The sequence below is a fragment of the Herbaspirillum sp. GCM10030257 genome (assembly GCF_042666555.1).
In the GTDB taxonomy this organism is placed as follows: Bacteria; Pseudomonadota; Gammaproteobacteria; order Burkholderiales; family Burkholderiaceae_D; genus Noviherbaspirillum.
In genome coordinates, this window is the sequence record NZ_JBHTDH010000010.1 from 48,621 (window position 1) to 69,697 (window position 21,077).

Sequence of the window (21,077 nt, forward strand, 5' to 3'; positions counted from 1 at the left end):
CAGTCGGCAAGAAATTGACGGGCTGGAATATGTTAAAATTTCAGATCTTAAGGTTTAGGAGTCATCATGGCCGTTCAACAGAACAAAAAATCCCCCTCGAAGCGCGGTATGCATCGTTCGCACGATCACCTGAGCGTTCCGCCACTGGCAGTTGAGCCAACTACCGGTGAAACACATTTGCGTCACCACATCAGCCCGAACGGCTACTACCGTGGTCGCAAGGTCCTGAAGACCAAAAACGACGAGTAATCTCGGTCATCATCCGAAGCGAAAAGCGGCGCAGTAAGTTTGACTTGGCGCCGTTTTTTCATATGCTGAACAAGCACTTCGCGTCATTTTGAATCACGCCAGATCTGGCCCGCTAGGCGGTTAGAGCGAGGTACTGAGTCAAAACAATGACAATAAAAATATCTATTGACTGCATGGGCGGCGATCACGGCCCGTCAGTTACTATTCCTGCGGCTGTCTCCTTCGCTAATCACGAACCTGACGCTGAACTGATCTTGGTCGGTCTTGAATCCGTCATTGCGGCGGAACTCAACAAGCTCAATGCATCACAGCATCCGCGCATCTCCATTGTGAATGCGACGGAAATGGTGACGATGGACGATCCTATTGAAGTCGCTTTGCGACGCAAGAAGGATTCATCCATGCGTGTCGCTGTCGCCCAGATCAAAGAGGGCAAGGCTCACGCATGCGTGTCGGCCGGCAATACCGGTGCACTAATGGCAGTCTCCCGCTATGTGCTTAAAACCATTCCTGGTGTTGACCGTCCAGCCATCTGTTTTCCAATGCCCAATCAGAAGGACTCGCCGACTTATATGTTGGACCTTGGGGCCAATGTGGATTGCGAGCCGCAGCATTTGCATCAGTTTGCACTGATGGGATCGGCGCTGGTATCCGCTCTCGAAGGTCGGGAACAGCCCACGGTTGGCCTGCTGAATATCGGCGAAGAAGATATCAAGGGAAATGAAGTGGTCAAGCAGACTGCGGCATTGCTGCGCGCCGATCACGAGAAAGGTATCCTCAATTTCTACGGAAATGTGGAAGGAAACGATATCTTCGAAGGCACGACGGATATCGTCGTCTGTGATGGCTTCGTCGGCAATGTCGTGTTGAAGGCATCCGAAGGGCTGGGGCGCTTCCTGAAAAGCATTGTGAAAAGCGAGTTCAAGAGCAACCCTATCAATATGCTCGGTGCCATAATTGCACAAGGTGCACTCAAGTCGATTTCTCAAAGGATGAATCCTTCGCGCTATAACGGCGCCAGTCTTCTTGGTTTGCGTGGTCTGGTCTTCAAGAGTCATGGCGGAGAAGATGCTTATGGTTACGAATGGGCGATCAAGCGTGCATACGACGCAGCCAACCATGACGTTTTGTCCAAGATATCCACGACCATTGCAGCACTGATGCCTCAGGATGATGGAGCTAGCGCAGGTGATGCGCCTGTTACCACCCCGGAACCAACACAACAGAAAACGGCATGACTCTCTATAGCAAAATAGTAGGTACAGGAAGTTATTTGCCCCCCAAGCGCGTGGCGAATAGCGATCTGGCGGCCCAGTTGGCAGAAAAAGGCGTCGAAACTTCCGACGAATGGATTGTCTCGCGTAGCGGCATTTCTGCCCGGCACTATGCGGAGCCCGACGTGCAGGCAAGCGACCTCGCCGTAGAGGCGTCAATGCGAGCACTCGAGATGGCCGGCCTCGCGCCAAACGATGTGGATCTGATCATTCTCGCGACCTCAACACCGGATCATTTTGGTGGCTTTCCAAGCACCGCGTGCGTAGTGCAGCGAAAGCTGGGAATCAATAATGGATGTGCGGCTGTCGATGTCCAAGCTGTCTGTAGCGGTTTCGTCTACGCCGTATCTGTAGCAGATAGCTTTATTAAGTCGGGTGCGCATAAAAATGCCCTCGTCATCGGCACCGAAGTCTTTTCGCGCATACTTAATTTTGAAGACCGCACCACTTGCGTGCTGTTCGGCGATGGTGCCGGCGCCATTGTGCTCAAAGCTTCTGAAGAGCCTGGCATTCTCGCGACCAAGCTCCATGCGGATGGCAGTCATGGCGATATTTTGTGTATCCCTGGCAGTGTTAGCGGAGGTGTCGTGGAAGGCAGCGCATTCCTTCACATGGATGGTCAGGCCGTATTCAAACTTGCCGTCTCGGTGCTGGAAAAAGTCGCCAATGAAGCGCTGCAGGCCGCCGACATGAAAGCTGCGCAGATTGACTGGTTGATTCCCCATCAAGCAAACATCCGTATCATGCAGGGGACGGCAAAGAAGCTCGGTTTGCCTCTTGAGAAGATGGTTGTGACTGTCGACCAGCATGGCAATACCTCGGCTGCATCCATCCCACTGGCGCTCGACGCAGCAGTACGCGATGGACGCGTCAAGCCTGGGCAGAATGTCATGATGGAAGGAGTCGGTGGCGGCTTTACCTGGGGTGCGGTTCTCGCACGCATGTGATCACACCTTTAAAAACTTTTTACGCTAGCAAGCATGACCAAATTCGCATTTGTATTTCCAGGGCAGGGATCGCAGGCCATCGGTATGTTGAACGGGTTCGCCGCCAATACGACGGTGCAGGAAACAGTCGAAGAGGCGTCCCAGGCATTAGGGTTCGATCTGGGGAAACTGATTTCCGAAGGGCCGAAAGAAGAGCTTGACCTGACTACCAATACCCAGCCGGTCATGCTAACCGCAGCAGTTGCAATGTACCGTGCCTGGATCGCCGCTGGCGGCAAGACACCTGCCGTTGTGGCTGGCCACAGCTTGGGAGAATATTCGGCCCTCGTCGCGGCGGGAGTTATCCCTTTTAAAGATGCAGTGCCCCTCGTGCGTTTCCGTGCACAGGCAATGCAGGAGGCTGTGCCTGTTGGGCAAGGCGGCATGGCGGCCATTCTGGGGTTGAGCGATGAAGATGTTCGTGCTGCCTGCGCAGAAGCAGCACAAGGCGAAGTGGTCGAGGCCGTCAATTTTAATGCACCCGCACAGGTAGTCATTGCCGGGCATAAAGCTGCGGTGGAGCGCGCTTGCGAAGCAGCCAAGGCAAAAGGCGCGAAACGCGCACTGCCTTTGCCGGTCTCTGCACCATTCCATTCCTCGCTGCTCAAGCCTGCATCGGACCGCTTGCGTGAATACATGGAAAAGCTGACGTTTAGTGCACCTGCAATTCCGTTAATCAACAACGTCGATGTGGTAATGGCTACTGATCCGACCTTAATCAAAGACGCGTTGGTGCGTCAGGCTGCAAGCCCCGTACGTTGGGTGGAAACAGTGCAAAAAATGGCCGCCGATGGTGTCACGCATGTGGTTGAATGCGGGCCCGGCAAAGTGCTTGCCGGCCTGACAAAGCGTATTCATGGCGAACTGGTCGGCGAAGCCATCACTGATCAGGCCTCTCTCGATAAAGTGCTGGAGACTCTCAAGTGAATTTGAATAATGAAATAGCGCTGGTCACTGGCGCGTCCCGTGGTATCGGCCGGGCGATAGCCCAGGAACTCGCACGGCAAGGTGCAAAGGTTGTCGGCACGGCGACATCCGAATCAGGGGCGGCCGCCATCTCGGAATATCTTGAGGCAGTACGACCAGGTTGCGGCAAAGGTATCGTGCTGAATGTCACCAGTGCCGAAGCGTGCCATGCAGCGGTCGAACAAGTGCAAAAAGAGTTCGGAGGCCTTTCCATCCTGGTCAATAACGCTGGCATTACCCAAGATCAGCTCGCGATGCGCATGAAGGAAGAAGAGTGGGATGCCGTCATCGCCACTAACCTGACTGCCGTTGGCAGGCTTTCCCGCGCAGTGCTGCGCGGCATGATGAAGGCCAAGCATGGTCGTATCATCAATATCACGTCAGTCGTAGGATCTGCAGGCAATCCAGGCCAAATGAACTATGCTGCGGCGAAGGCTGGCGTGGCGGGAATGAGTAGGGCGCTTGCGCGTGAAATCGGAAGTCGCAATATTACGGTCAACTGCATTGCTCCGGGTTTCATCGATACGGATATGACACGCGAACTCGGTGAACAGCAAGTCGCGGCCCTCATGCAGCAGATTCCCCTTGGCAGATTTGGATTGCCGGAAGATATTGCGTCAGCTGTAGCGTTTCTTTCTTCTCCGCAAGCTGGCTACATTACAGGCACAACGCTGCACGTCAACGGCGGCATGTACATGAGTTAAGTAACACTTGGACGCTTTTGGCAGACGTTTCGACCTTATTGGAAACAGAAGTCAAAAGTGAATTTTCATTGCGCAAACCTGATAAAATGCGCGCACTTTCTGCAACCCATTGGAGGGATAATATGTCCGATATCGAACAACGCGTTAAGAAGATCGTCGCTGAGCAACTTGGCGTCGCCGAAGCCGACATCAAGAATGAGTCTTCATTCGTCGATGACCTCGGTGCTGATTCGCTTGACACGGTCGAGCTCGTAATGGCACTCGAAGACGAGTTCGAAATGGAGATTCCGGACGAGCAGGCCGAGAAGATCACGACAGTGCAGCAGGCTATCGATTACGCCAAAGCGCACGTCAAGGCCTAATTCCGTTTTTGAATAATTCAGGAGAACCGCTTGAGCCGCTCACGTGAACGTCGTGTTGTAGTGACTGGCCTCGGTTGCGTATCCCCTGTCGGCAATACCATCGCCGACGCCTGGGCTGCGCTAATCGAAGGCAAATCAGGCATTGCGACCATCACAAAATTCGACGCCACGCCTTTTTCTACGCGTTTTGCTGGTGAAGTAAAGGGCTTCAATATCGAGGATTACATTCCCGGTAAGGAAGCACGCCACATGGACACGTTCATTCATTACGGAATGGCTGCGGGGATCCAGGCGATTCAAGACAGTGGGTTGGCCGTTACCGAAGAAAATGCCGATAAAATCGGCGTGATTGTCGGATCCGGTATTGGTGGCTTGCCTATGATTGAAGAAACTCATGCCGAGTTGACCAACCGTGGTCCACGACGTATTAGCCCATTCTTCGTGCCAGCATCCATCATCAATATGATCTCTGGCCACTTGTCGATCAAGTATGGCTTTAAAGGTCCGAATCTCGCCATCGTGACGGCATGTACCACAGGCCTTCATTGCATAGGCGCTGCGGCACGCATGATCGAATATGGCGATGCGGATGTCATGGTGGCGGGCGGGGCCGAATCTACGGTTTCCCCGCTGGGTGTCGGCGGCTTCGCCGCGGCACGTGCACTTTCTGCGCGCAACGACGATCCTGCTACTGCGTCTCGGCCTTGGGATAAAGATCGTGATGGTTTTGTCCTCGGCGAGGGTGCAGGTGTCATGGTGCTTGAAGAGTATGAACATGCAAAAGCACGCGGCGCAAAAATCTATGCAGAAGTGCTTGGCTTCGGCATGAGCGCAGACGCACACCATATGACAGCACCACTTGACGATGGGGATGGCGCAAGGCGCTGCATGATCTCGGCGATGAAAAATGCCGGCATCAATGCGGACCAGGTCAACTACGTCAACGCCCATGGCACATCGACCCCGCTTGGCGATATCGCCGAAACGGTAGCGATCAAACGCGCCCTTGGCGATCATGCGTCCAAGACCGTGGTCAATTCCACCAAGTCGATGACTGGTCACTTGCTCGGCGGCGCTGGAGGGCTTGAGTCCGTTTTCACCGTCCTTGCGGTGCACAATCAGGTATCTCCACCGACCATCAATATCTTCAACCAGGATCCTGCCTGCGATCTTGATTACTGCGCCAACACTGCGCGTAATATGACCATCGACATCGCAGTGAAGAATTCCTTCGGATTCGGCGGTACCAACGGTACCCTGATTTTCGGTAAAGTCTGATCCCAAGCTTTCCCTTCTGAGAGGGAGGGAAAGCTCTCTCGACACTCAACAGCATGTCTATCGCGGTATCCGCAATAGTGCCGCCCTCCCGGTGGCTCTCTTCGCTTGTGGGTGTAATGTCTTCCATCGTACTTGCCGTTGGCGTAGCAATCGCTGCGGGCCTGGTGGTTGATCTATCTCCGCTCCTGCGATGGCCCCTCGCATCTTCGATCGTTTTTCTCTCATTTTTTGGGTTTTATCATGGCACTCGAAGCCAAAAAACCATACAACTGAGTATCTCCGGCACGGGTCAAATTTGGCTGACTGAAGTTGACTCTATCAGGCCTTGCAGAGAGCGGGAATGGCCGCATGTAAACGTGTATGGTGAAGCGTTTGTCTTAATGAGCGACTCGACCTTATTCGCCTACATGTTGCTGCTGAGGCTGCGAGCCGAAAGTGGAAGGATCATCACAGTGCCGGTCTTGCCCGACAGCGTTTCGCGGGACACTTTCAGGGCTTTGTCGGCAGCATGTCGATGGATTGCGACTCAAAACAAACCATCGGGGCCGGAAAGAAAGTAAATTTTTTATTTGCAAACATTGAACCAATTGCATTTCCACACGTCAACTACACAAGCCGCGTAGATGTTGCAATGAAACAAGGGACCGGGGATTGACGACAGAACGCGATATCGATCAACTGCTTGTCGAGCGAGTACAGCGCGGCGATAAAAAGGCGTTCGAGCTGCTGGTAAGCAAATATCAGCGCAAGCTCATGCGTCTCGTATCGCGGCTCGTCCGCGACCAGGCAGAAGCTGAGGATGTAGTCCAGGAAGCGTTCATTAAAGCGTACCGGGCACTACCTCAGTTCAGGGGGGATTCTGCGTTTTACACATGGCTATATCGGATCGGTATCAACACCGCGAAGAACTACCTTGTGACGCAGGGCCGACGTGCACCGACCTCTACCGAGGCCGATGCTGAAGAAGCAGAAACTTTTGATGACGGCGAGCATCTGAGGGACATCAATACGCCTGAATCAATGCTCGCAACCAAACAGATCGCTGAAACAGTGAATGTTGCAATGGATGCTCTTCCTGATGAGTTACGCATAGCAATTACATTGCGTGAAATCGAGGGGTTGAGCTACGATGAAATTGCGGAAGCGATGGGCTGTCCGATTGGAACAGTTCGGAGCCGGATTTTCCGTGCTCGCGAAGCTATCGCGGAAAAATTGAGGCCATTGCTAGGAACCGCGATCGACAAGCGCTGGTAGTAGCAGGGATAAGTAAAACAGGGTCATTGACGCAAAAACAGGGTTGGCGCAACCTGAACGGGGTAGGTATGAATACGAATGAGATGTCTGGGGAAAAAATTTCCGCTCTAGCGGACGGCGAGATCACGGATGAGCAACTTGATCTCGCTCTTGCCGCGATGAAGAAAGACAATGCCTGCGCGGACTGGGCACTGTATCACCAGATCGGCGATGTGTTGCGTTCAAGCGACATGGCAATCAACATGAGTTCCGATTTCAGTGCGCGATTCGCAGCTCGTCTCCAAACCGAGCCGACCGTAATTGCGCCGACAGCCAGTATCACTCGCGCCAACGGTCTTGCGAATGGAGATGTCCAAGGTAGTAAAGTTTCAGGACAAACCAGTGACTCACGCAGTACAAAGCGCTGGGCTTTGCCGGGCATGGCCGCTGCTGCCGCCATGGCAGCTGTTGCATTTGTTGCAACACCCCAATTAATGGTTGCCATGCATGGCAATCCGATTTCCGCTGAAACCAGCATCGCAAGCGCCAGCACGGACAAGCCAAGCGCTGCAGACAGTGCGACTGTTACGGCCGCCTCAGCCTCGGGCGAGGTTGTTATGCGTGATCCCAGAATTGACGACTACCTGTTTGCGCACCAGCGTTTTTCTCCATCGCTCTACAGCACTGCACAATATGCACGTTCGGCGACATTTGCAACCGAATCCACTAAATAATCTGTATGCGGCAAACACACGCTTTACTTAGGTTTGTCGTTGCCGTTTCGATGTGCTTTGCATTTTCCGCCTCGGCGGAAAATGCCGACCCAGTATCGGAACGCAGGGATGCGCAAGCCTGGCTCAAAAAGATTCAGGTAGCCGCACAAAAGCTCAATTACTCCGGCACCTTTGTGTACCAACAGGCAAACCAGATGCGCACGTCGCGCATTACCCATCTTCTTGATGGCAAGAATGAGTTGGAGAAGCTCGAAATTCTTGATGGAAAGCCGCGAGAATACATTCGTAACAATGACGAAGTTATTTGCTACGTTCCGGACGCAAAGACGCTTTTCGTCGAAAAACGTGTTACGCATGACGTTTTTCCAGCCATTCTTGCAACCAACCCGAACGACCTGAGCGAGTTCTACAATGTGCGTAAGGACGAATCGGGGCGTATTGCGGGGCATGACTGCCAGGCAATTGTCCTTGAGCCCAAAGACAACCTGCGTTATGGGTACAAACTATGGGCCGAGAAGGGCAGCGGCTTATTGCTGCGAGCACAGACTCTCAACGAAAAAAGCGAAGTTGTGGAGCAGATTTCCTTTACACAAATTGCCATCGGAGGCATAGACCGTAACCGGGTTCGACCCACGATCTCCAATACGCAAGGCTGGCATGTCGAAAACGCTGTGATGAGTCCATCCAGTGCATCATCCGGTTGGACCGCCAAGTTCCTCCCGCCTGGCTTCCGCAAGATTCGTGAGGTCAAAAGGAAGTTATCCGAAGAGCCGGTTGGAGCAGTTCAGCCATCGCCACGTGAAGTGCTGCAAATGGTTTACTCCGACGGTATCGCCGCCATTTCTGTCTTTATCGAACCAGGCTCGCAAAGCAGGACGGAGGGTTCGGCACAGCAGGGTGCAATGAACATTATCGGCAAGCGACACGGTGATTTTTGGCTTACCATTGTTGGTGAGGTACCCTCAACAGCAATTAGGCAGGTCGCCAATTCCATTGAATTCAAATCTAAATAGCAAACAATAATAGGATTCCATGAAAACTGTTTCTATCGCCCGTAACGTCGTGCTCGCAGCCTTGCTAGGCCCCTTGGGTAGCGTGGTCTATCCTCCGTCAATGGGTCTTGCCATGGCGCAGGTGGCATCGGTTGCTGGTTTACCTGATTTTGCGGATCTGGCCGAAAAAACAGGGCCGGCTGTTGTTAATATTCGCACGACGGAACGAATTAAACCTGGTCAGGGAGGCGTTCCTGGTGCAGATGACGAAGAAATGCAGGAATTTTTCAGGCGCTTCTTTGGTGTTCCCATGCCTAGACAGCAGCCGGATAAAACGCCGCGTAACGGTCGTAAGCAGGCACCACAACAGGAAGAGGAGGTGCCGCGCGGCGTCGGTTCGGGCTTTATTATTTCGCCCGACGGTTATGTGCTGACCAATGCACACGTTGTGGATGGTGCCGACGAAATGTACGTTACGCTGACCGACAAGCGTGAGTTCAAGGCAAAGATCATCGGCGTCGACAAACGCACAGACGTAGCGGTAGTCAAGATTGAGGGCAATAACTTACCTCGCCTCACTATCGGTGATCCAAATCGGCTGCGTGTCGGTGAATGGGTCATTGCAATCGGCTCGCCATTCGGTTTGGAAAACACTGTTACGGCAGGAATTATTTCTGCGAAGGCGCGAGACACCGGCGAGTATCTGCCGCTCATCCAGACTGACGTCGCTGTCAATCCTGGTAACTCTGGCGGTCCGCTCATTAATATGCGCGGCGAAGTGATTGGAATTAATTCGCAGATCTACAGCCGCTCCGGCGGTTACATGGGAATTTCATTCGCTGTGCCCATTGACGAGGCGATGAGAGTTGCAGAACAACTCAGAACGACCGGTCGTGTAACGCGCGGTCGTATCGGCGTTCAAATTGGCGAAGTCACCAAGGAAGTCGCGGAATCGCTCGGTATGCAACGTGCTCAAGGCGCGCTTATTCAGCGCGTCGAACCGGGCGGTCCAGCAGAAAAGAGTGGTCTTGAGGCGGGTGACATTATTCTGAAGTTCAACGGAACCAACATTGAAAAGTCTTCCGATCTGCCGCGCCTGGTAGGGGCCACTAAGCCAGGTACTCGCTCGACGCTGACAATTTGGCGCAAGGGCGCAAGCAAGGACGTGACCTTGTCGGTGGCCGAACTTGAACCTGAAAAGGTGGCCAAGAAGGAAGAGCGAAAGCAAAAGCCGGAACAGGCGGCCAATGCGCTAGGATTGGTGGTGAGCGATCTTACAGATGCACAAAGGAAAGAACTCAAGGTCGATGGTGGTGTACTGGTTGACTCTGCGGAGGGTGCTGCATCTCGTGCCGGTTTGCGTGCTGGCGATGTCATTCTTCGTTTAAACAACAGCGATGTGAAAGATGCAAAGCAGTTCAACGCCCTTGTCACCAAACTGGAACCAAAAAAGACTGCGGTCGTCCTTGTTCGCCGAGGTGACGCATCACAATTTGTTCCTATTCGTCCAAACGGACAGTAAGCACACGGCAAAGAAGACAACCAGGAAAGCGACTGGAAATTCGCGGTAGGTCACAGTCAAGTGAGGTTTGCGACCTACCAGTCCTTTCCATTTTGAACATGCCGCGCCAAGTTGGCGTGAGCCAAGCATGACGCCCTTCGCCCATATCGGCTAGGCGTTATACTGGACTGGATCGTACTGAATACCGAAAACCTGTGGTTGGAATAACCCTCTACTGGACAGGCGTAAAACGTGATTCATTTCACCCTGTATTCTCGCTCGTACTGCCACCTCTGCGACGATATGCTCGAGGCCTTACAATCCCTGAGTAGTGAATATCCGTTCACAACAGAAATCATTGACGTTGATACTGACGAGGCACTGGTTGCGCAATTTGATGAACTTGTTCCTGTTCTGTTTGGCCGTAAAGGGGATGGCGATGCGATCGAACTCTGCCACTATTTTCTTGACGAGCATAAGGTAAGGGAATTTCTGGTTACGACGCCTCAGGCCTGAGCATTTCGAAATAGACCTTTCTGCATCTCTCCAAGGCAGTTTTACGGGCTTTCCCCTTCGAAATCCGGTAAAATGCCCGACATCGAACAACCTTCTGTCATAAGGCGCTCGCTTAGGGGCTAACCCCTTGCTCAGAGCGCCTTTTTTGTAGTTGCAACTTAGTCAATGGACAACATTCGCAATTTTTCCATCATCGCGCATATCGATCATGGCAAATCAACTCTCGCAGACCGCATCATCCAGCTTTGTGGAGGCCTATCGGACAGGGAAATGGCGGCGCAAGTCCTCGACTCCATGGATCTCGAGCGTGAGCGAGGTATTACCATCAAAGCCCAGACCGCGGCCCTGTCGTACAAGGCACGCGATGGCAAAGTCTATAACCTCAATCTGATCGACACCCCGGGCCATGTCGACTTCAGCTATGAAGTCAGCCGTTCGCTGTCGGCGTGCGAAGGCGCACTGCTTGTCGTTGATGCCTCCCAAGGCGTCGAAGCACAGACCGTGGCGAACTGCTATACGGCGCTGGACCTCAACGTTGAAGTCGTCCCCGTCCTGAACAAGATTGATCTCCCATCCGCAGACCCGGAAAACGCGATCAGTGAAATTGAAGACGTGATCGGGATCGACGCTACTGATGCAGTGCGCTGCTCGGCCAAGACCGGTTTGGGTGTCGAAGATGTGCTTGAGTCTTTGATCGCAAAAGTGCCGCCGCCGAAGGGCGATGCAAGCCAACCCTTGCAGGCACTGATCATCGACTCCTGGTTTGACAATTATGTTGGCGTGGTGATGCTGGTAAGGATCGTCAACGGCACCCTGCGGCCGAAAGACAAGATTTCGCTGATGGCAACCGGAGCCCAGTACCTCGCTGAAAGCGTGGGCGTGTTCACGCCGAAATCGTTGGCAAAGGAGTCCCTGTCTGCCGGTCAGGTCGGCTTTGTCATTGCAGGCATCAAGGAGTTGAAGGCGGCACGCGTCGGCGACACCATTACCCTCGCATCCAAGCCTGCTACCGAGCCGCTCCCTGGCTTCAAGGAAGTGCAGCCGCAGGTATTTGCAGGTTTGTTCCCGGTTGAAGCGAACCAGTATGATGCACTGCGCGACTCGCTGGAAAAGCTCAAACTCAACGACGCGGCTCTGCAATACGAGCCTGAAGTATCGCAAGCGCTGGGCTTCGGTTTCCGTTGCGGCTTTCTCGGTTTGTTGCACATGGAAATCGTGCAGGAGCGCCTCGAACGCGAGTTCGACATGGATCTCATCACGACGGCACCAACAGTAATTTATGAAGTCGTGCAGCGTGATGGCAGCATCATCATGGTCGACAATCCGTCGAAGATGCCGGACCCCTCCAAGATCGAAGAAATCCGCGAGCCTATTGTCACGGTCAACCTGTACATGCCGCAGGAGTATGTCGGTTCGGTGATCACGTTGTGCACGCAGAAGCGTGGCGTGCAGATCAACATGACCTATCACGGCAAGCAAGTAATGCTGACCTATGAAATGCCGATGGCGGAAATCGTTCTCGACTTTTTCGATAAACTGAAGTCCACTTCACGCGGCTACGCGTCGATGGATTACGAGTTCAAGGAATATCGTGCTGCCGACGTGGTGAAGGTCGACATGCTGATCAACAGCGAAAAAGTCGATGCACTCGCCATCATCGTGCACCGTGCCAACAGTCAGTACCGCGGTCGGGCAGTAGCAGCGAAAATGCGCGAACTGATTCCACGTCAAATGTTCGACGTCGCGATTCAGGCGGCCATCGGTGCCAATATCATTGCGCGCGAAAACGTGAAGGCGATGCGCAAGAACGTTCTGGCCAAGTGCTATGGCGGCGACATTTCGCGTAAGCGCAAATTGCTTGAGAAGCAGAAGGCAGGTAAGAAACGGATGAAGCAGGTCGGTGCGGTTGAAGTGCCTCAGGAAGCATTCCTGGCGATTTTACAAGTGGAAGATAAATGAGTCTGCAAGCGATTCTCGGCAATTTTGCGTTAATCCTTTTCATACTGACCATCGCGACAGGAATTATCTGGTTCCTGGATGTGTTCCATTTCTCCCGCGTACGCCGCGCAAAGGCCGATCAGGCGCTGGCCGAGTTCGATGCCCGGCACGCCAAATTAAAAGCCGATGGCATCAAAACGGATGATAGTGGTCGCGCGAAGATTGAAGCGGAGATTCTTCGGCAGCCAACGTGGATAGAGTATTCCGGAAGTTTCTTTCCCGTGATCGCACTGGTATTTTTCCTGCGGTCCTTTCTTTATGAGCCTTTCAAAATCCCGTCCAGTTCGATGGTGCCAACGCTTGTGATTGGAGACCTGATCCTGGTGAATAAATTCACGTACGGTATTCGGCTTCCGGTCATCAATAAGAAAATCATCAGCATCAACGACCCACAACGCGGTGATGTAATGGTCTTCAAATTCCCCAAGGATACATCTCTGGACTACATCAAACGTGTCGTCGGCGTTCCCGGTGATAAAATCGTCTATAAAAACAAACGCTTAACGATCAACGATAAAGAAATCTCTTATCAGCCTCTACCTGATTATCTTGATGAAGAACATTTAAGCTACTCTAAACAGTACATCGAACACTTGACAGGATTGCAACATAAGATTCTGAATGACGACCGGGCTCCAGCGTATGTACAAAATCCTGATCCTTTTCCCATGCATGACCGTTGTACGTACAACCTAGAAGGCTTCACCTGCACCGTCCCCTCTGGACATTACTTCATGATGGGTGATAATCGGGATAACAGCCTCGATAGCCGGTATTGGGGATTTGTGCCAGATGAAAATATTGTTGGAAAAGCATTTTTTGTTTGGATGAATTTCAGCAACATTCGTCGGATTGGCAGTTTTCAGTAAATAATTAGAAACTAGGGAGTCGGAGAATGATGGTACGCACGCACACGCGCGACGTAGAGCGCGGCTTGTCGTTGATTGGGTTTCTGTTTGTTATTGCAATTGTCGCCATGCTGGCGGTTTTGGGACTGAAGGTCGTACCAACCGTAGTCGAGTATGCTGCGATCAAGAAGGCAATCGTAACTGCAAAGAACAGCGGAACGACTGCCCGTGAAATTCAGGACTCTTTTGAAAAACAGCGTACGACAGCGTATATCGATTCAGTCAGCGGCAAGGATCTTGAAATTATCAAGACCGGTGATGGGTTTGATGTCAGCGTCGGGTATGAGAAACGTATTCCCCTAGTCGGGCCTGCTAGTCTAGTCATTGATTATGTAGCAACCACAGGCAAGGGGCCGGCCGCAGAAACGGCGCAGTAATAAGAAGCAACAAGAGGAATTAGGCGACGAAGCGAGATGGATTTCAAGTTATTGCAAGACCGGCTGGGCCACACGTTCAAGGATGCTGCCTTATTGCAGCAAGCCCTGACACATCGCAGCCACAGCAGCGTGCATAACGAACGGCTGGAGTTTCTTGGGGACTCTGTCCTGAATTGTGTCGTCGCCTCGCTTTTGTTCGAACGCTATAACAAGATTGACGAAGGTGATTTGTCCCGCCTTCGCGCCAACCTCGTCAAGCAGCAGTCTCTGTATGAGATTGCTCAGCGTCTGGAGCTCTCCCAGTTCCTGCGACTCGGTGAAGGTGAACTGAAATCGGGCGGTTTTCGACGTCCTTCGATTCTCGCCGACACCCTGGAAGCCTTATTCGGAGCGATCTTTCTCGATGCTGGTTTCGACGCGGCCCGTGATGTAATCCGCTCGCTCTACATACCCATTCTCGATACCGTCGATCCAAAAACCTTGGGTAAAGACGCCAAGACTCTGTTGCAAGAATATCTGCAGGGCAAAAAACTCGCCTTGCCACAATACAATGTCGTTGCGACGCATGGTGCAGCGCATAATCAGGAATTTGAAATTGAGTGCCTGGTTCCGAAGCTTGATATTCAGGTGTTCGGCACTGGCGGCAGCCGCAGGGCAGGTGAGCAGGCAGCCGCCAAATTGGCATTGGAAGCTGTACAAAGCGCGCTTGTGAAAACAACCGCGTCAGGGCGTAAGGCACGTCCCCGTGCTTCACAGCTGAAACTTGCAGGAATCGCCACTATCCAACCTGATGCCCCCGTCGAGGAAGAAACGCGAAAGCCTGCGAAGATTTCCGCCAAATCTGATCACAAGGCGGAATCCGGCGCAGAGGCAAAGGCGGATACAAAGCAAAACAGGCTGGATTTAAAATCTGATACCAAAGCCGAAGGCACACCTGTTGATGGCAAAAATCCCGGCACATCGGCACAAACCAAAGGGACCACAACTGGTCAGAATACTGCATCACCTGAATCGAAAACTGCATGACATTACCTGACGCTTCCCCCGGTTTCCGATGCGGTTATATCGCCATCGTTGGCCGTCCCAATGTCGGTAAATCGACACTCATGAACGCCTTGATCGGCGCCAAAGTCAGCATTACGTCGCGCAAAGCGCAAACGACGCGCCACCGAATTACCGGTATCCAGACGAGGGAGTCTGCGCAGTTTGTCTATGTAGATACGCCGGGCTTCCAAACACGCCACGCTAATGCTCTCAACAAGACACTCAATAGAACAGTGACCAACACCTTGACGGCTGCTGACGTCATTCTGTTCATCATTGAGGCAGGGACATTCGGACAGGCTGATAAGCAGGTGCTTGATCTCTTGCCCGCCAATGTTCCGTGCATACTTGTCATCAACAAGGCTGATCGCATCAAGGACAAGGCGGTCATGATGCCTTTCGCTCAACAAGTGGCTGCGCAACGTGACTTTACCGCCATTGTTCCTGTGTCAGCCAAGCAGCGCTTTCAACTCGATATCCTTGAAAAGGAAATCGAAAAGTACTTACCCGAAAATGCGCCGATGTTTGGAGAAGACGACATCACGGACCGCAGCGAGAAGTTTCTTGCAGCAGAAATTATCCGGGAAAAAGTGTTTCGCTTCGTCGGCGATGAGCTACCTTACACCAGCACCGTTCTGATTGAAAAATTCGAAGAAGAAGGTGACCTGCGCCGCGTCTTCGCAGCGATTCTGGTAGAACGCGATGGACACAAGGCAATGGTTATCGGTCAAAAGGGCGCTCGTCTGAAAGAAATCTCGACCCAGGCCCGGCTTGATATGGAAAAACTTTTTGGCGGTCCGGTCTATCTTGAAATCTGGGTAAAGGTGAAATCAGGCTGGGCGGATAACGAAGCCGGTCTGCGTGCCTACGGTTACGAATAACCTGACTTGCGCCTCGTCCGGGCGCCGACTCCAATCCGATACCTGATGTCCCTGCCATCAACACATGTCGATGAACAACCGGATGACGACACTGCTCAAACCGCTTCGTCTGTCCCGGCGACCGTAGATCAGGCACCTCAAACTAGCCGGGGGCGACGTACCGCAACGGCAGAAAGACGCCGTCTGGCGGAAAAGGAGACCCGCATCGCAGGTCAGCCGGGCTTTGTCCTGCACAGTTATCCCTATAAAGAAACAAGTCTGATTGTCGACGTCTTTACCCGCGACTACGGCCGCATAGCATTGGTTGCCAAGGGTGCCAAACGGCCACATTCTAAACTTCGTGGTGTATTGCAGACTTTCCAGCCATTATCCGTAGGATGGTCAGGAAAATCCGACATTCGTACGCTTACTGAAGCTGAATGGATTGGCGGTCTCTTGCCCTTGGAGAAATCAGCATTGCTTTGTGGCTTTTATCTCAATGAGCTACTTGTCAAACTGCTTGCCCGCGATGATCCGCATCCGATGTTGTTCGATCACTATGTCTCGACCCTGAACCAGCTTGCCCACGATGAGCCACCACCGATTGTGCTCCGTAAATTTGAGCGGGCCCTATTGAAGGAAACCGGAGTTGGCGGCAGATTGAGTATTGATGCACAGTCAGGTGAGCCGGTTAGTCCTGACGAAATGTACGTCGTCGATCCGGAGCGTGGTCCTCGCCATGCGCTTCCTGCGGATACCTTTCCTCGTGTTTCAGGCAAGACCCTGATCGACATGGAAGGCGAGGACTATTCCAATGCAACGACGCAGTTGCAAAGCAAATTCCTGATGCGCTTCTTGCTGTCGCATCATCTAGGCGGTACGCCGCTCAATACGCGGCAAATTCTGTTAGATTTGATGCAACTTTAGCCCCTGCCTTCGCCATGAGCCTCTTACATCCCCATACACCCGTCATTGACCTCGGTGTCAATATTGACCATGTCGCAACCGTTCGAAATGCGCGTGGAACCGTTTATCCAGACCCGGTTCAGGCAGCCCTGCTGGCAGAAGAAGCCGGTGCCGACTGCATTACCTTGCACCTGCGCGAAGATCGTAGGCATATTCGCGACGCCGACGTCGAAGCGATCCTTCCGCAACTTCGTACGCGTATGAATCTTGAGTCCGCAGTGACCTCTGAAATGCTGGACTTCGCTTGCCGCATCAAACCCCATGATGTTTGTCTCGTTCCGGAGCGACGCAACGAGGTGACGACGGAAGGTGGCCTTGATGTCGTCAAGTACTTTAATGATGTCCAGGCGGCCGTTCGCCAATTGCAGCGCGAAGGAATCCGGGTCAGCCTCTTCATCGATCCTGACGCGACACAAATCAAAGCGGCATCCGAATGCGGAGCGCCAGTGATCGAAATCCATACCGGACGCTATGCGGAGGCGACGGTCGACACTGAAATCCAGCATGAACTGGAGCGGGTCCAGCGGGCCGTCCTGGAGGGCATGCGTTACGGGCTGAAGGTGAATGCCGGACATGGCCTTCACTACACCAACGTACAGGCAATCGCAGCGATCGCTGAAATTGCAGAACTCAATATCGGTCACGCGATTGTTGCCCAATCCATCTTTGTCGGCTGGCAGAACGCCATCAAGGAAATGAAGGCAATCATGACTGCAGCACGTCTTGGTATTCACAAGAAATGATCTACGGCATCGGAACCGATATTATCCAAATTTCCAGGATAGAAGCTGCTCTGCAACGGCATGGTGAACGTTTTGCCTCTAAGATTCTCGGGGCAGAAGAATTGGAAAAATATCGGCGCAGAAAAGACAAGGTAGAAGCCAGGGGCATACGATTTCTTGCAACGCGTTTTGCTGCGAAAGAAGCGTTTTCCAAGGCGATCGGCCTCGGTATGCATATGCCCATGACCTGGCGCTCGATGCAGACGCTGAACGCGCCAAGCGGCAAGCCTGTCGCAGTACTAAGTGGTGCGTTGAAAGAATTTATGGAAACGAATGGATTGACTGCGCAGGTGTCGCTTACCGATGAGGCAGAATACGCAGTCGCCTTTGTCATTGTGGAGAAGACATGAGTGTAAAGGGAGCAAACGGCGGACTTGGGCCAGTCATGCTGGATGTAGTCGGCAAGACTCTGACAGATGAGGACATTCGCCGTATCCAGCATCCATTGACCGGCGGCGTAATTCTGTTCGCCCGGAATTATGAAAACCGCCGGCAGCTGACCGCGCTTACGAAAGCAATTCATGCGGCTCGTCCTGGCGTCTTGATCTCGGTCGACCATGAAGGCGGACGTGTTCAGCGTTTCAGAACGGACGGCTTTACACGCCTGCCCGCCATGAGAAAACTAGGGGAACTGTGGGACACGAATGTGCTTGAAGCGATGCGCGCGGCGACAGATGTCGGTTTCGTCCTCGCGGCCGAGCTGCGTGCCTGCGGAATAGATCTTTCTTTCACGCCAGTGCTTGACCTCGACTATGGCGAGTCCGGTGTCATTGGCGACCGCTCGTTCCACCGTGACCCTCGTGTAGTCACCGCACTCGCAAAAAGCCTCAACCATGGATTGGCGCTGGCAGGCATGGCAAACTGCGGCAAGCACTTTCCGGGACATGGCTTCGTCAAGGCCGATTCGCATGTTGATATTCCCGTGGACGAGCGCAGTCTGCAAGAAATCCTCACTGATGACGCTGCCCCATATGACTGGATAGGGATGAGCCTGACCGCTGTCATGCCTGCTCACGTCATCTTTCCCAAGGTCGACAAACACCCGGCTGGTTTCTCAAAAAAATGGCTGACGATGTTGCGGGAACAGTTTGGTTTCCAGGGAGTCATTTTTAGTGATGACCTCAGTATGGAAGGCGCGAGCGTCGCCGGCTCGGTCGTCGACGGTGCGACGGCTGCGTTGGATGCAGGCTGCGATATGGTCCTGATTTGTAATTCGCCGGACAAGGCCGATCAGTTGCTCAACGGGCTCAAGCCTGGATCCGGCGCAGCCAGCTCGGTCTCGTCCGCTCGCATTGCCTCGCTTGTACCGCAGGGCAGGGCCGTGGATTGGGAGACGTTGCAGCAGGACCCTCGGTATCGTTCGGCAAGGCAAACCGCACAGTCGCTGGTGGGTGATTAAGAAAGAGTTTTACCGATGTCCGACATTCCAGTACCTGATCCGCGGGCGGTCGTCCTAGAGACAGTCGCCAAGCTGCCGCACCTGCCTGGTGTCTATCGGTATTTCGATGCCGATGACAAGCTGCTGTACGTAGGGAAGGCGCGCGACCTCAAGAAACGTGTGTCGAGTTATTTTCAAAAGAATCTTGCCAGTCCGCGCACCGCCATGATGGTCGAGCGTATAGCCCGTCTTGAAACGACGGTCACGCGGAGCGAAGCAGAGGCCTTGCTACTTGAAAATAACCTGATCAAGACGCTTCAGCCTCGCTTTAACATTCTTTTCCGAGACGACAAGTCCTATCCTTATCTGAAAATCACCGCGCAGGAAACACCGCGAATGGCTTATTACCGCGGCTCGGTTGATAAAAAGAACCAGTACTTCGGCCCGTTTCCCAGCGCCTGGGCCGTCAAGGAATCCATGCAGATCCTGCAGAAGGTGTTCCAGATCAGGACATGCGAGGACACGGTATTTGCCAACCGTACGCGTCCCTGCCTGTTACACCAGATTCAGCGCTGTAGCGGTCCCTGCGTCAACGCAATCAGTAAGGAAGACTACGCGCTCGACGTCGAAAATGCGGCGAAGTTTCTGCGCGGCCGCCAAAAGGAAGTCCTGGAAACCCTCGAAAAAAAGATGCACGGCTTCGCTGAAGAACTCAAGTTTGAGCAAGCTGCGGCAGTGCGTAATCAGATCACTGCATTGTCTCGCGTGCTTCATCAACAAACGATGGAAACTGTTGGTGACGCCGATATCGATATTATCGCGGTTGTGGTTCAGGGTGGGCGCGCCTGTGTCAATCTGGCCATGGTCCGCGGAGGTCGTCATCTCGGCGATCGAGCCTACTTTCCGACGCATGTGGACGACGCGATTGCGACCGCAGAGGGTTCGGTAGAGATCGAGGTAGTGAAGGCATTCCTCGTGCAGCATTACATTGATACCTTCATTCCTTCGGTACTCATCCTGAACGTGGAACTGGATGAGCCGGCGCTCATGATGGCGCTCATGGAGCAATGCGGTCATCGGATCTCCCTGGTCTTCCAACCGCAGGGGCAGCGTCGCCAATGGCTTGAAATGGCACAAAAGGGCGCTGAAATTGCACTTGCACGCCTCTTGTCCGAACAAGGGTCACAACAGGCACGAACGCGAGCGCTCGTCGAAGTGCTTGGTCTCGACGACACTGACATTGAAACCTTGCGCATCGAATGCTTTGATATCAGCCATACCCAAGGCGAGGCTACCCAGGCATCTTGCGTGGTATTTCATCATCATGCGATGCAAAATGGCGAATACCGTCGCTATAACATTCACGATATCACGCCCGGTGACGACTATGCAGCGATGCGTCAGGTCCTGATGCGCCGTTACGAGAAAGTGGCCAACGGAGACGGCATCATGCCAGATGTTGTTTTGATTGACGGTGGCAAGGGGCAGGTAGAAATGGCTCGCCAGGTATTCAGCGAGCTCGGCCTCGACATCAGCCTCATCGTTGGCGTGGCGAAAGGCGAAGGCCGCAAGGTCGGACTCGAAACACTGGTGTTTGCCGACGAGCGGACGCCACAGGAGTTGGGCAAAGAGTCCGCAGCGCTCATGCTTATTGCACAGATTCGCGATGAGGCGCACCGCTTTGCCATCACGGGTATGCGCGCCAAGCGTGCGAAGGCACGACAGACGTCTCGTCTTGAAGAAATTGAAGGCATCGGTGCCAAACGCCGTCAGAAATTGTTGGCGCGGTTTGGCGGTTTGCGCGGCGTAGCAGACGCGAGCATAGAGGATCTTGCTTCCGTTGACGGCATCTCCCGACAGCTTGCCGAAGAGATCTACAAGCAATTGCATTAGAGCTGTGTCGGATTCCAGTCGGTAATTCATTGCAGTCAACGCAAGTTCCACGCGATAATCGCGGTAAATTACAGGC

Annotated in this window: 23 protein-coding genes; all 23 read left to right on the plus strand. The window is 53.2% G+C overall.

The genetic code is table 11. The annotated features are described in order from the left end of the window. The first annotated feature begins 66 nt into the window (after positions 1-66). The 23 genes from rpmF to uvrC all read left to right on the plus strand — a co-directional run bounded on the left by rpmF (position 67) and on the right by uvrC (position 21,001). Positions 67-249, plus strand: a complete 183-nt coding sequence (gene rpmF / locus ACFQUU_RS16245) for a 50S ribosomal protein L32 (RefSeq protein ID WP_057293158.1) — start codon at positions 67-69, stop codon at positions 247-249. A gap of 146 nt (positions 250-395) precedes the next feature. Next, the gene (plsX, locus tag ACFQUU_RS16250) at positions 396-1,487 is read left to right on the plus strand and encodes a phosphate acyltransferase PlsX (RefSeq protein ID WP_382248945.1); all 1,092 of its coding nucleotides are present in this window, start codon (positions 396-398) and stop codon (positions 1,485-1,487) included. After that, complete coding sequence (locus ACFQUU_RS16255) at positions 1,484-2,470, plus strand: beta-ketoacyl-ACP synthase III (RefSeq protein ID WP_382248947.1); 987 nt, start codon at positions 1,484-1,486, stop codon at positions 2,468-2,470. Before plsX ends, ACFQUU_RS16255 begins: the two co-directional genes overlap by 4 nt. Before the next feature lie 33 nt (positions 2,471-2,503). Continuing rightward, positions 2,504-3,436 carry an ACP S-malonyltransferase gene (gene fabD, locus ACFQUU_RS16260; protein ID WP_382248949.1) on the plus strand — a complete coding sequence of 311 codons (933 nt, stop codon included), beginning with the start codon at positions 2,504-2,506 and terminating at the stop codon, positions 3,434-3,436. Beyond that, positions 3,433-4,179, plus strand: a complete 747-nt coding sequence (fabG, locus tag ACFQUU_RS16265) for a 3-oxoacyl-ACP reductase FabG (RefSeq protein ID WP_382248952.1) — start codon at positions 3,433-3,435, stop codon at positions 4,177-4,179. The genes fabD and fabG overlap by 4 nt, the downstream gene beginning before the upstream one ends. Positions 4,180-4,301: 122 nt before the next feature. Further along, the gene (gene acpP / locus ACFQUU_RS16270; protein WP_040041346.1) at positions 4,302-4,541 is read left to right on the plus strand and encodes an acyl carrier protein; all 240 of its coding nucleotides are present in this window, start codon (positions 4,302-4,304) and stop codon (positions 4,539-4,541) included. A 30-nt stretch (positions 4,542-4,571) separates the two neighbouring features. Then, positions 4,572-5,819 carry a beta-ketoacyl-ACP synthase II gene (fabF, locus tag ACFQUU_RS16275; RefSeq protein ID WP_382248955.1) on the plus strand — a complete coding sequence of 416 codons (1,248 nt, stop codon included), beginning with the start codon at positions 4,572-4,574 and terminating at the stop codon, positions 5,817-5,819. Positions 5,820-5,935: 116 nt separating this feature from the next. Then, complete coding sequence (locus ACFQUU_RS16280) at positions 5,936-6,379, plus strand: protein YgfX (protein ID WP_382248957.1); 444 nt, start codon at positions 5,936-5,938, stop codon at positions 6,377-6,379. A 91-nt stretch (positions 6,380-6,470) separates the two neighbouring features. Then, a complete protein-coding gene (gene rpoE / locus ACFQUU_RS16285) occupies positions 6,471-7,073 on the plus strand; it encodes an RNA polymerase sigma factor RpoE (RefSeq protein ID WP_057293164.1) in 603 nt (200 codons plus the stop codon). Between the two features lie 26 nt (positions 7,074-7,099). Then, positions 7,100-7,786: a sigma-E factor negative regulatory protein gene (locus tag ACFQUU_RS16290; protein ID WP_382248959.1), complete on the plus strand. Its 687-nt coding sequence runs from the start codon at positions 7,100-7,102 to the stop codon at positions 7,784-7,786. Positions 7,787-7,836: 50 nt separating this feature from the next. Continuing rightward, positions 7,837-8,799 carry a MucB/RseB C-terminal domain-containing protein gene (locus ACFQUU_RS16295; protein WP_382248961.1) on the plus strand — a complete coding sequence of 321 codons (963 nt, stop codon included), beginning with the start codon at positions 7,837-7,839 and terminating at the stop codon, positions 8,797-8,799. A 100-nt stretch (positions 8,800-8,899) separates the two neighbouring features. Next, positions 8,900-10,300: a DegQ family serine endoprotease gene (locus ACFQUU_RS16300; protein ID WP_382249219.1), complete on the plus strand. Its 1,401-nt coding sequence runs from the start codon at positions 8,900-8,902 to the stop codon at positions 10,298-10,300. 234 nt (positions 10,301-10,534) lie between these two features. Continuing rightward, positions 10,535-10,795 (plus strand): glutaredoxin family protein, encoded by a 261-nt coding sequence (locus ACFQUU_RS16305; RefSeq protein WP_382249220.1) that lies wholly within the window; start codon positions 10,535-10,537, stop codon positions 10,793-10,795. A 165-nt stretch (positions 10,796-10,960) separates the two neighbouring features. Further along, positions 10,961-12,754 (plus strand): translation elongation factor 4, encoded by a 1,794-nt coding sequence (lepA, locus tag ACFQUU_RS16310; RefSeq protein WP_382248963.1) that lies wholly within the window; start codon positions 10,961-10,963, stop codon positions 12,752-12,754. Next, on the plus strand, positions 12,751-13,662 hold the full coding sequence (lepB, locus tag ACFQUU_RS16315) for a signal peptidase I (protein ID WP_382248965.1): 912 nt from the start codon (positions 12,751-12,753) through the stop codon (positions 13,660-13,662). Before lepA ends, lepB begins: the two co-directional genes overlap by 4 nt. Before the next feature lie 26 nt (positions 13,663-13,688). Next, complete coding sequence (locus ACFQUU_RS16320; protein ID WP_382248967.1) at positions 13,689-14,078, plus strand: DUF4845 domain-containing protein; 390 nt, start codon at positions 13,689-13,691, stop codon at positions 14,076-14,078. Between the two features lie 36 nt (positions 14,079-14,114). Continuing rightward, positions 14,115-15,104: a ribonuclease III gene (rnc, locus tag ACFQUU_RS16325; protein ID WP_382248969.1), complete on the plus strand. Its 990-nt coding sequence runs from the start codon at positions 14,115-14,117 to the stop codon at positions 15,102-15,104. Next, on the plus strand, positions 15,101-16,003 hold the full coding sequence (gene era, locus ACFQUU_RS16330) for a GTPase Era (protein ID WP_382248971.1): 903 nt from the start codon (positions 15,101-15,103) through the stop codon (positions 16,001-16,003). Before rnc ends, era begins: the two co-directional genes overlap by 4 nt. A 45-nt stretch (positions 16,004-16,048) precedes the next feature. Then, positions 16,049-16,909: a DNA repair protein RecO gene (gene recO, locus ACFQUU_RS16335; protein WP_382248973.1), complete on the plus strand. Its 861-nt coding sequence runs from the start codon at positions 16,049-16,051 to the stop codon at positions 16,907-16,909. 14 nt (positions 16,910-16,923) lie between these two features. After that, complete coding sequence (gene pdxJ / locus ACFQUU_RS16340) at positions 16,924-17,691, plus strand: pyridoxine 5'-phosphate synthase (RefSeq protein ID WP_382248975.1); 768 nt, start codon at positions 16,924-16,926, stop codon at positions 17,689-17,691. After that, positions 17,688-18,080, plus strand: a complete 393-nt coding sequence (gene acpS, locus ACFQUU_RS16345) for a holo-ACP synthase (RefSeq protein WP_382248977.1) — start codon at positions 17,688-17,690, stop codon at positions 18,078-18,080. Before pdxJ ends, acpS begins: the two co-directional genes overlap by 4 nt. Then, positions 18,077-19,129: a beta-N-acetylhexosaminidase gene (gene nagZ / locus ACFQUU_RS16350; RefSeq protein WP_382248979.1), complete on the plus strand. Its 1,053-nt coding sequence runs from the start codon at positions 18,077-18,079 to the stop codon at positions 19,127-19,129. The genes acpS and nagZ overlap by 4 nt, the downstream gene beginning before the upstream one ends. Positions 19,130-19,144: 15 nt before the next feature. After that, entirely contained in the window at positions 19,145-21,001 is a 1,857-nt protein-coding gene (gene uvrC / locus ACFQUU_RS16355) for an excinuclease ABC subunit UvrC (RefSeq protein WP_382248981.1), read from the plus strand. Positions 21,002-21,077 lie beyond the last annotated feature (76 nt).

Excerpts from the sequence above, each read along its gene's own strand:
- uvrC (WP_382248981.1), top strand. The coding sequence starts at position 19,145 with ATGTCCGACATTCCAGTACCTGATCCGCGGGCGGTCGTCCTAGAGACA.
- rnc (WP_382248969.1), top strand. The coding sequence starts at position 14,115 with ATGGATTTCAAGTTATTGCAAGACCGGCTGGGCCACACGTTCAAGGAT.
- ACFQUU_RS16280 (WP_382248957.1), top strand. The coding sequence starts at position 5,936 with ATGTCTTCCATCGTACTTGCCGTTGGCGTAGCAATCGCTGCGGGCCTG.
- lepB (WP_382248965.1), top strand. The coding sequence starts at position 12,751 with ATGAGTCTGCAAGCGATTCTCGGCAATTTTGCGTTAATCCTTTTCATA.
- plsX (WP_382248945.1), top strand. The coding sequence starts at position 396 with ATGACAATAAAAATATCTATTGACTGCATGGGCGGCGATCACGGCCCG.
- ACFQUU_RS16320 (WP_382248967.1), top strand. The coding sequence starts at position 13,689 with ATGATGGTACGCACGCACACGCGCGACGTAGAGCGCGGCTTGTCGTTG.
- pdxJ (WP_382248975.1), top strand. The coding sequence starts at position 16,924 with ATGAGCCTCTTACATCCCCATACACCCGTCATTGACCTCGGTGTCAAT.
- fabD (WP_382248949.1), top strand. The coding sequence starts at position 2,504 with ATGACCAAATTCGCATTTGTATTTCCAGGGCAGGGATCGCAGGCCATC.
- ACFQUU_RS16295 (WP_382248961.1), top strand. The coding sequence starts at position 7,837 with ATGTGCTTTGCATTTTCCGCCTCGGCGGAAAATGCCGACCCAGTATCG.
- acpS (WP_382248977.1), top strand. The coding sequence starts at position 17,688 with ATGATCTACGGCATCGGAACCGATATTATCCAAATTTCCAGGATAGAA.
- lepA (WP_382248963.1), top strand. The coding sequence starts at position 10,961 with ATGGACAACATTCGCAATTTTTCCATCATCGCGCATATCGATCATGGC.
- ACFQUU_RS16255 (WP_382248947.1), top strand. The coding sequence starts at position 1,484 with ATGACTCTCTATAGCAAAATAGTAGGTACAGGAAGTTATTTGCCCCCC.
- nagZ (WP_382248979.1), top strand. The coding sequence starts at position 18,077 with ATGAGTGTAAAGGGAGCAAACGGCGGACTTGGGCCAGTCATGCTGGAT.
- era (WP_382248971.1), top strand. The coding sequence starts at position 15,101 with ATGACATTACCTGACGCTTCCCCCGGTTTCCGATGCGGTTATATCGCC.
- recO (WP_382248973.1), top strand. The coding sequence starts at position 16,049 with ATGTCCCTGCCATCAACACATGTCGATGAACAACCGGATGACGACACT.
- acpP (WP_040041346.1), top strand. The coding sequence starts at position 4,302 with ATGTCCGATATCGAACAACGCGTTAAGAAGATCGTCGCTGAGCAACTT.
- rpmF (WP_057293158.1), top strand. The coding sequence starts at position 67 with ATGGCCGTTCAACAGAACAAAAAATCCCCCTCGAAGCGCGGTATGCAT.
- ACFQUU_RS16300 (WP_382249219.1), top strand. The coding sequence starts at position 8,900 with ATGGGTCTTGCCATGGCGCAGGTGGCATCGGTTGCTGGTTTACCTGAT.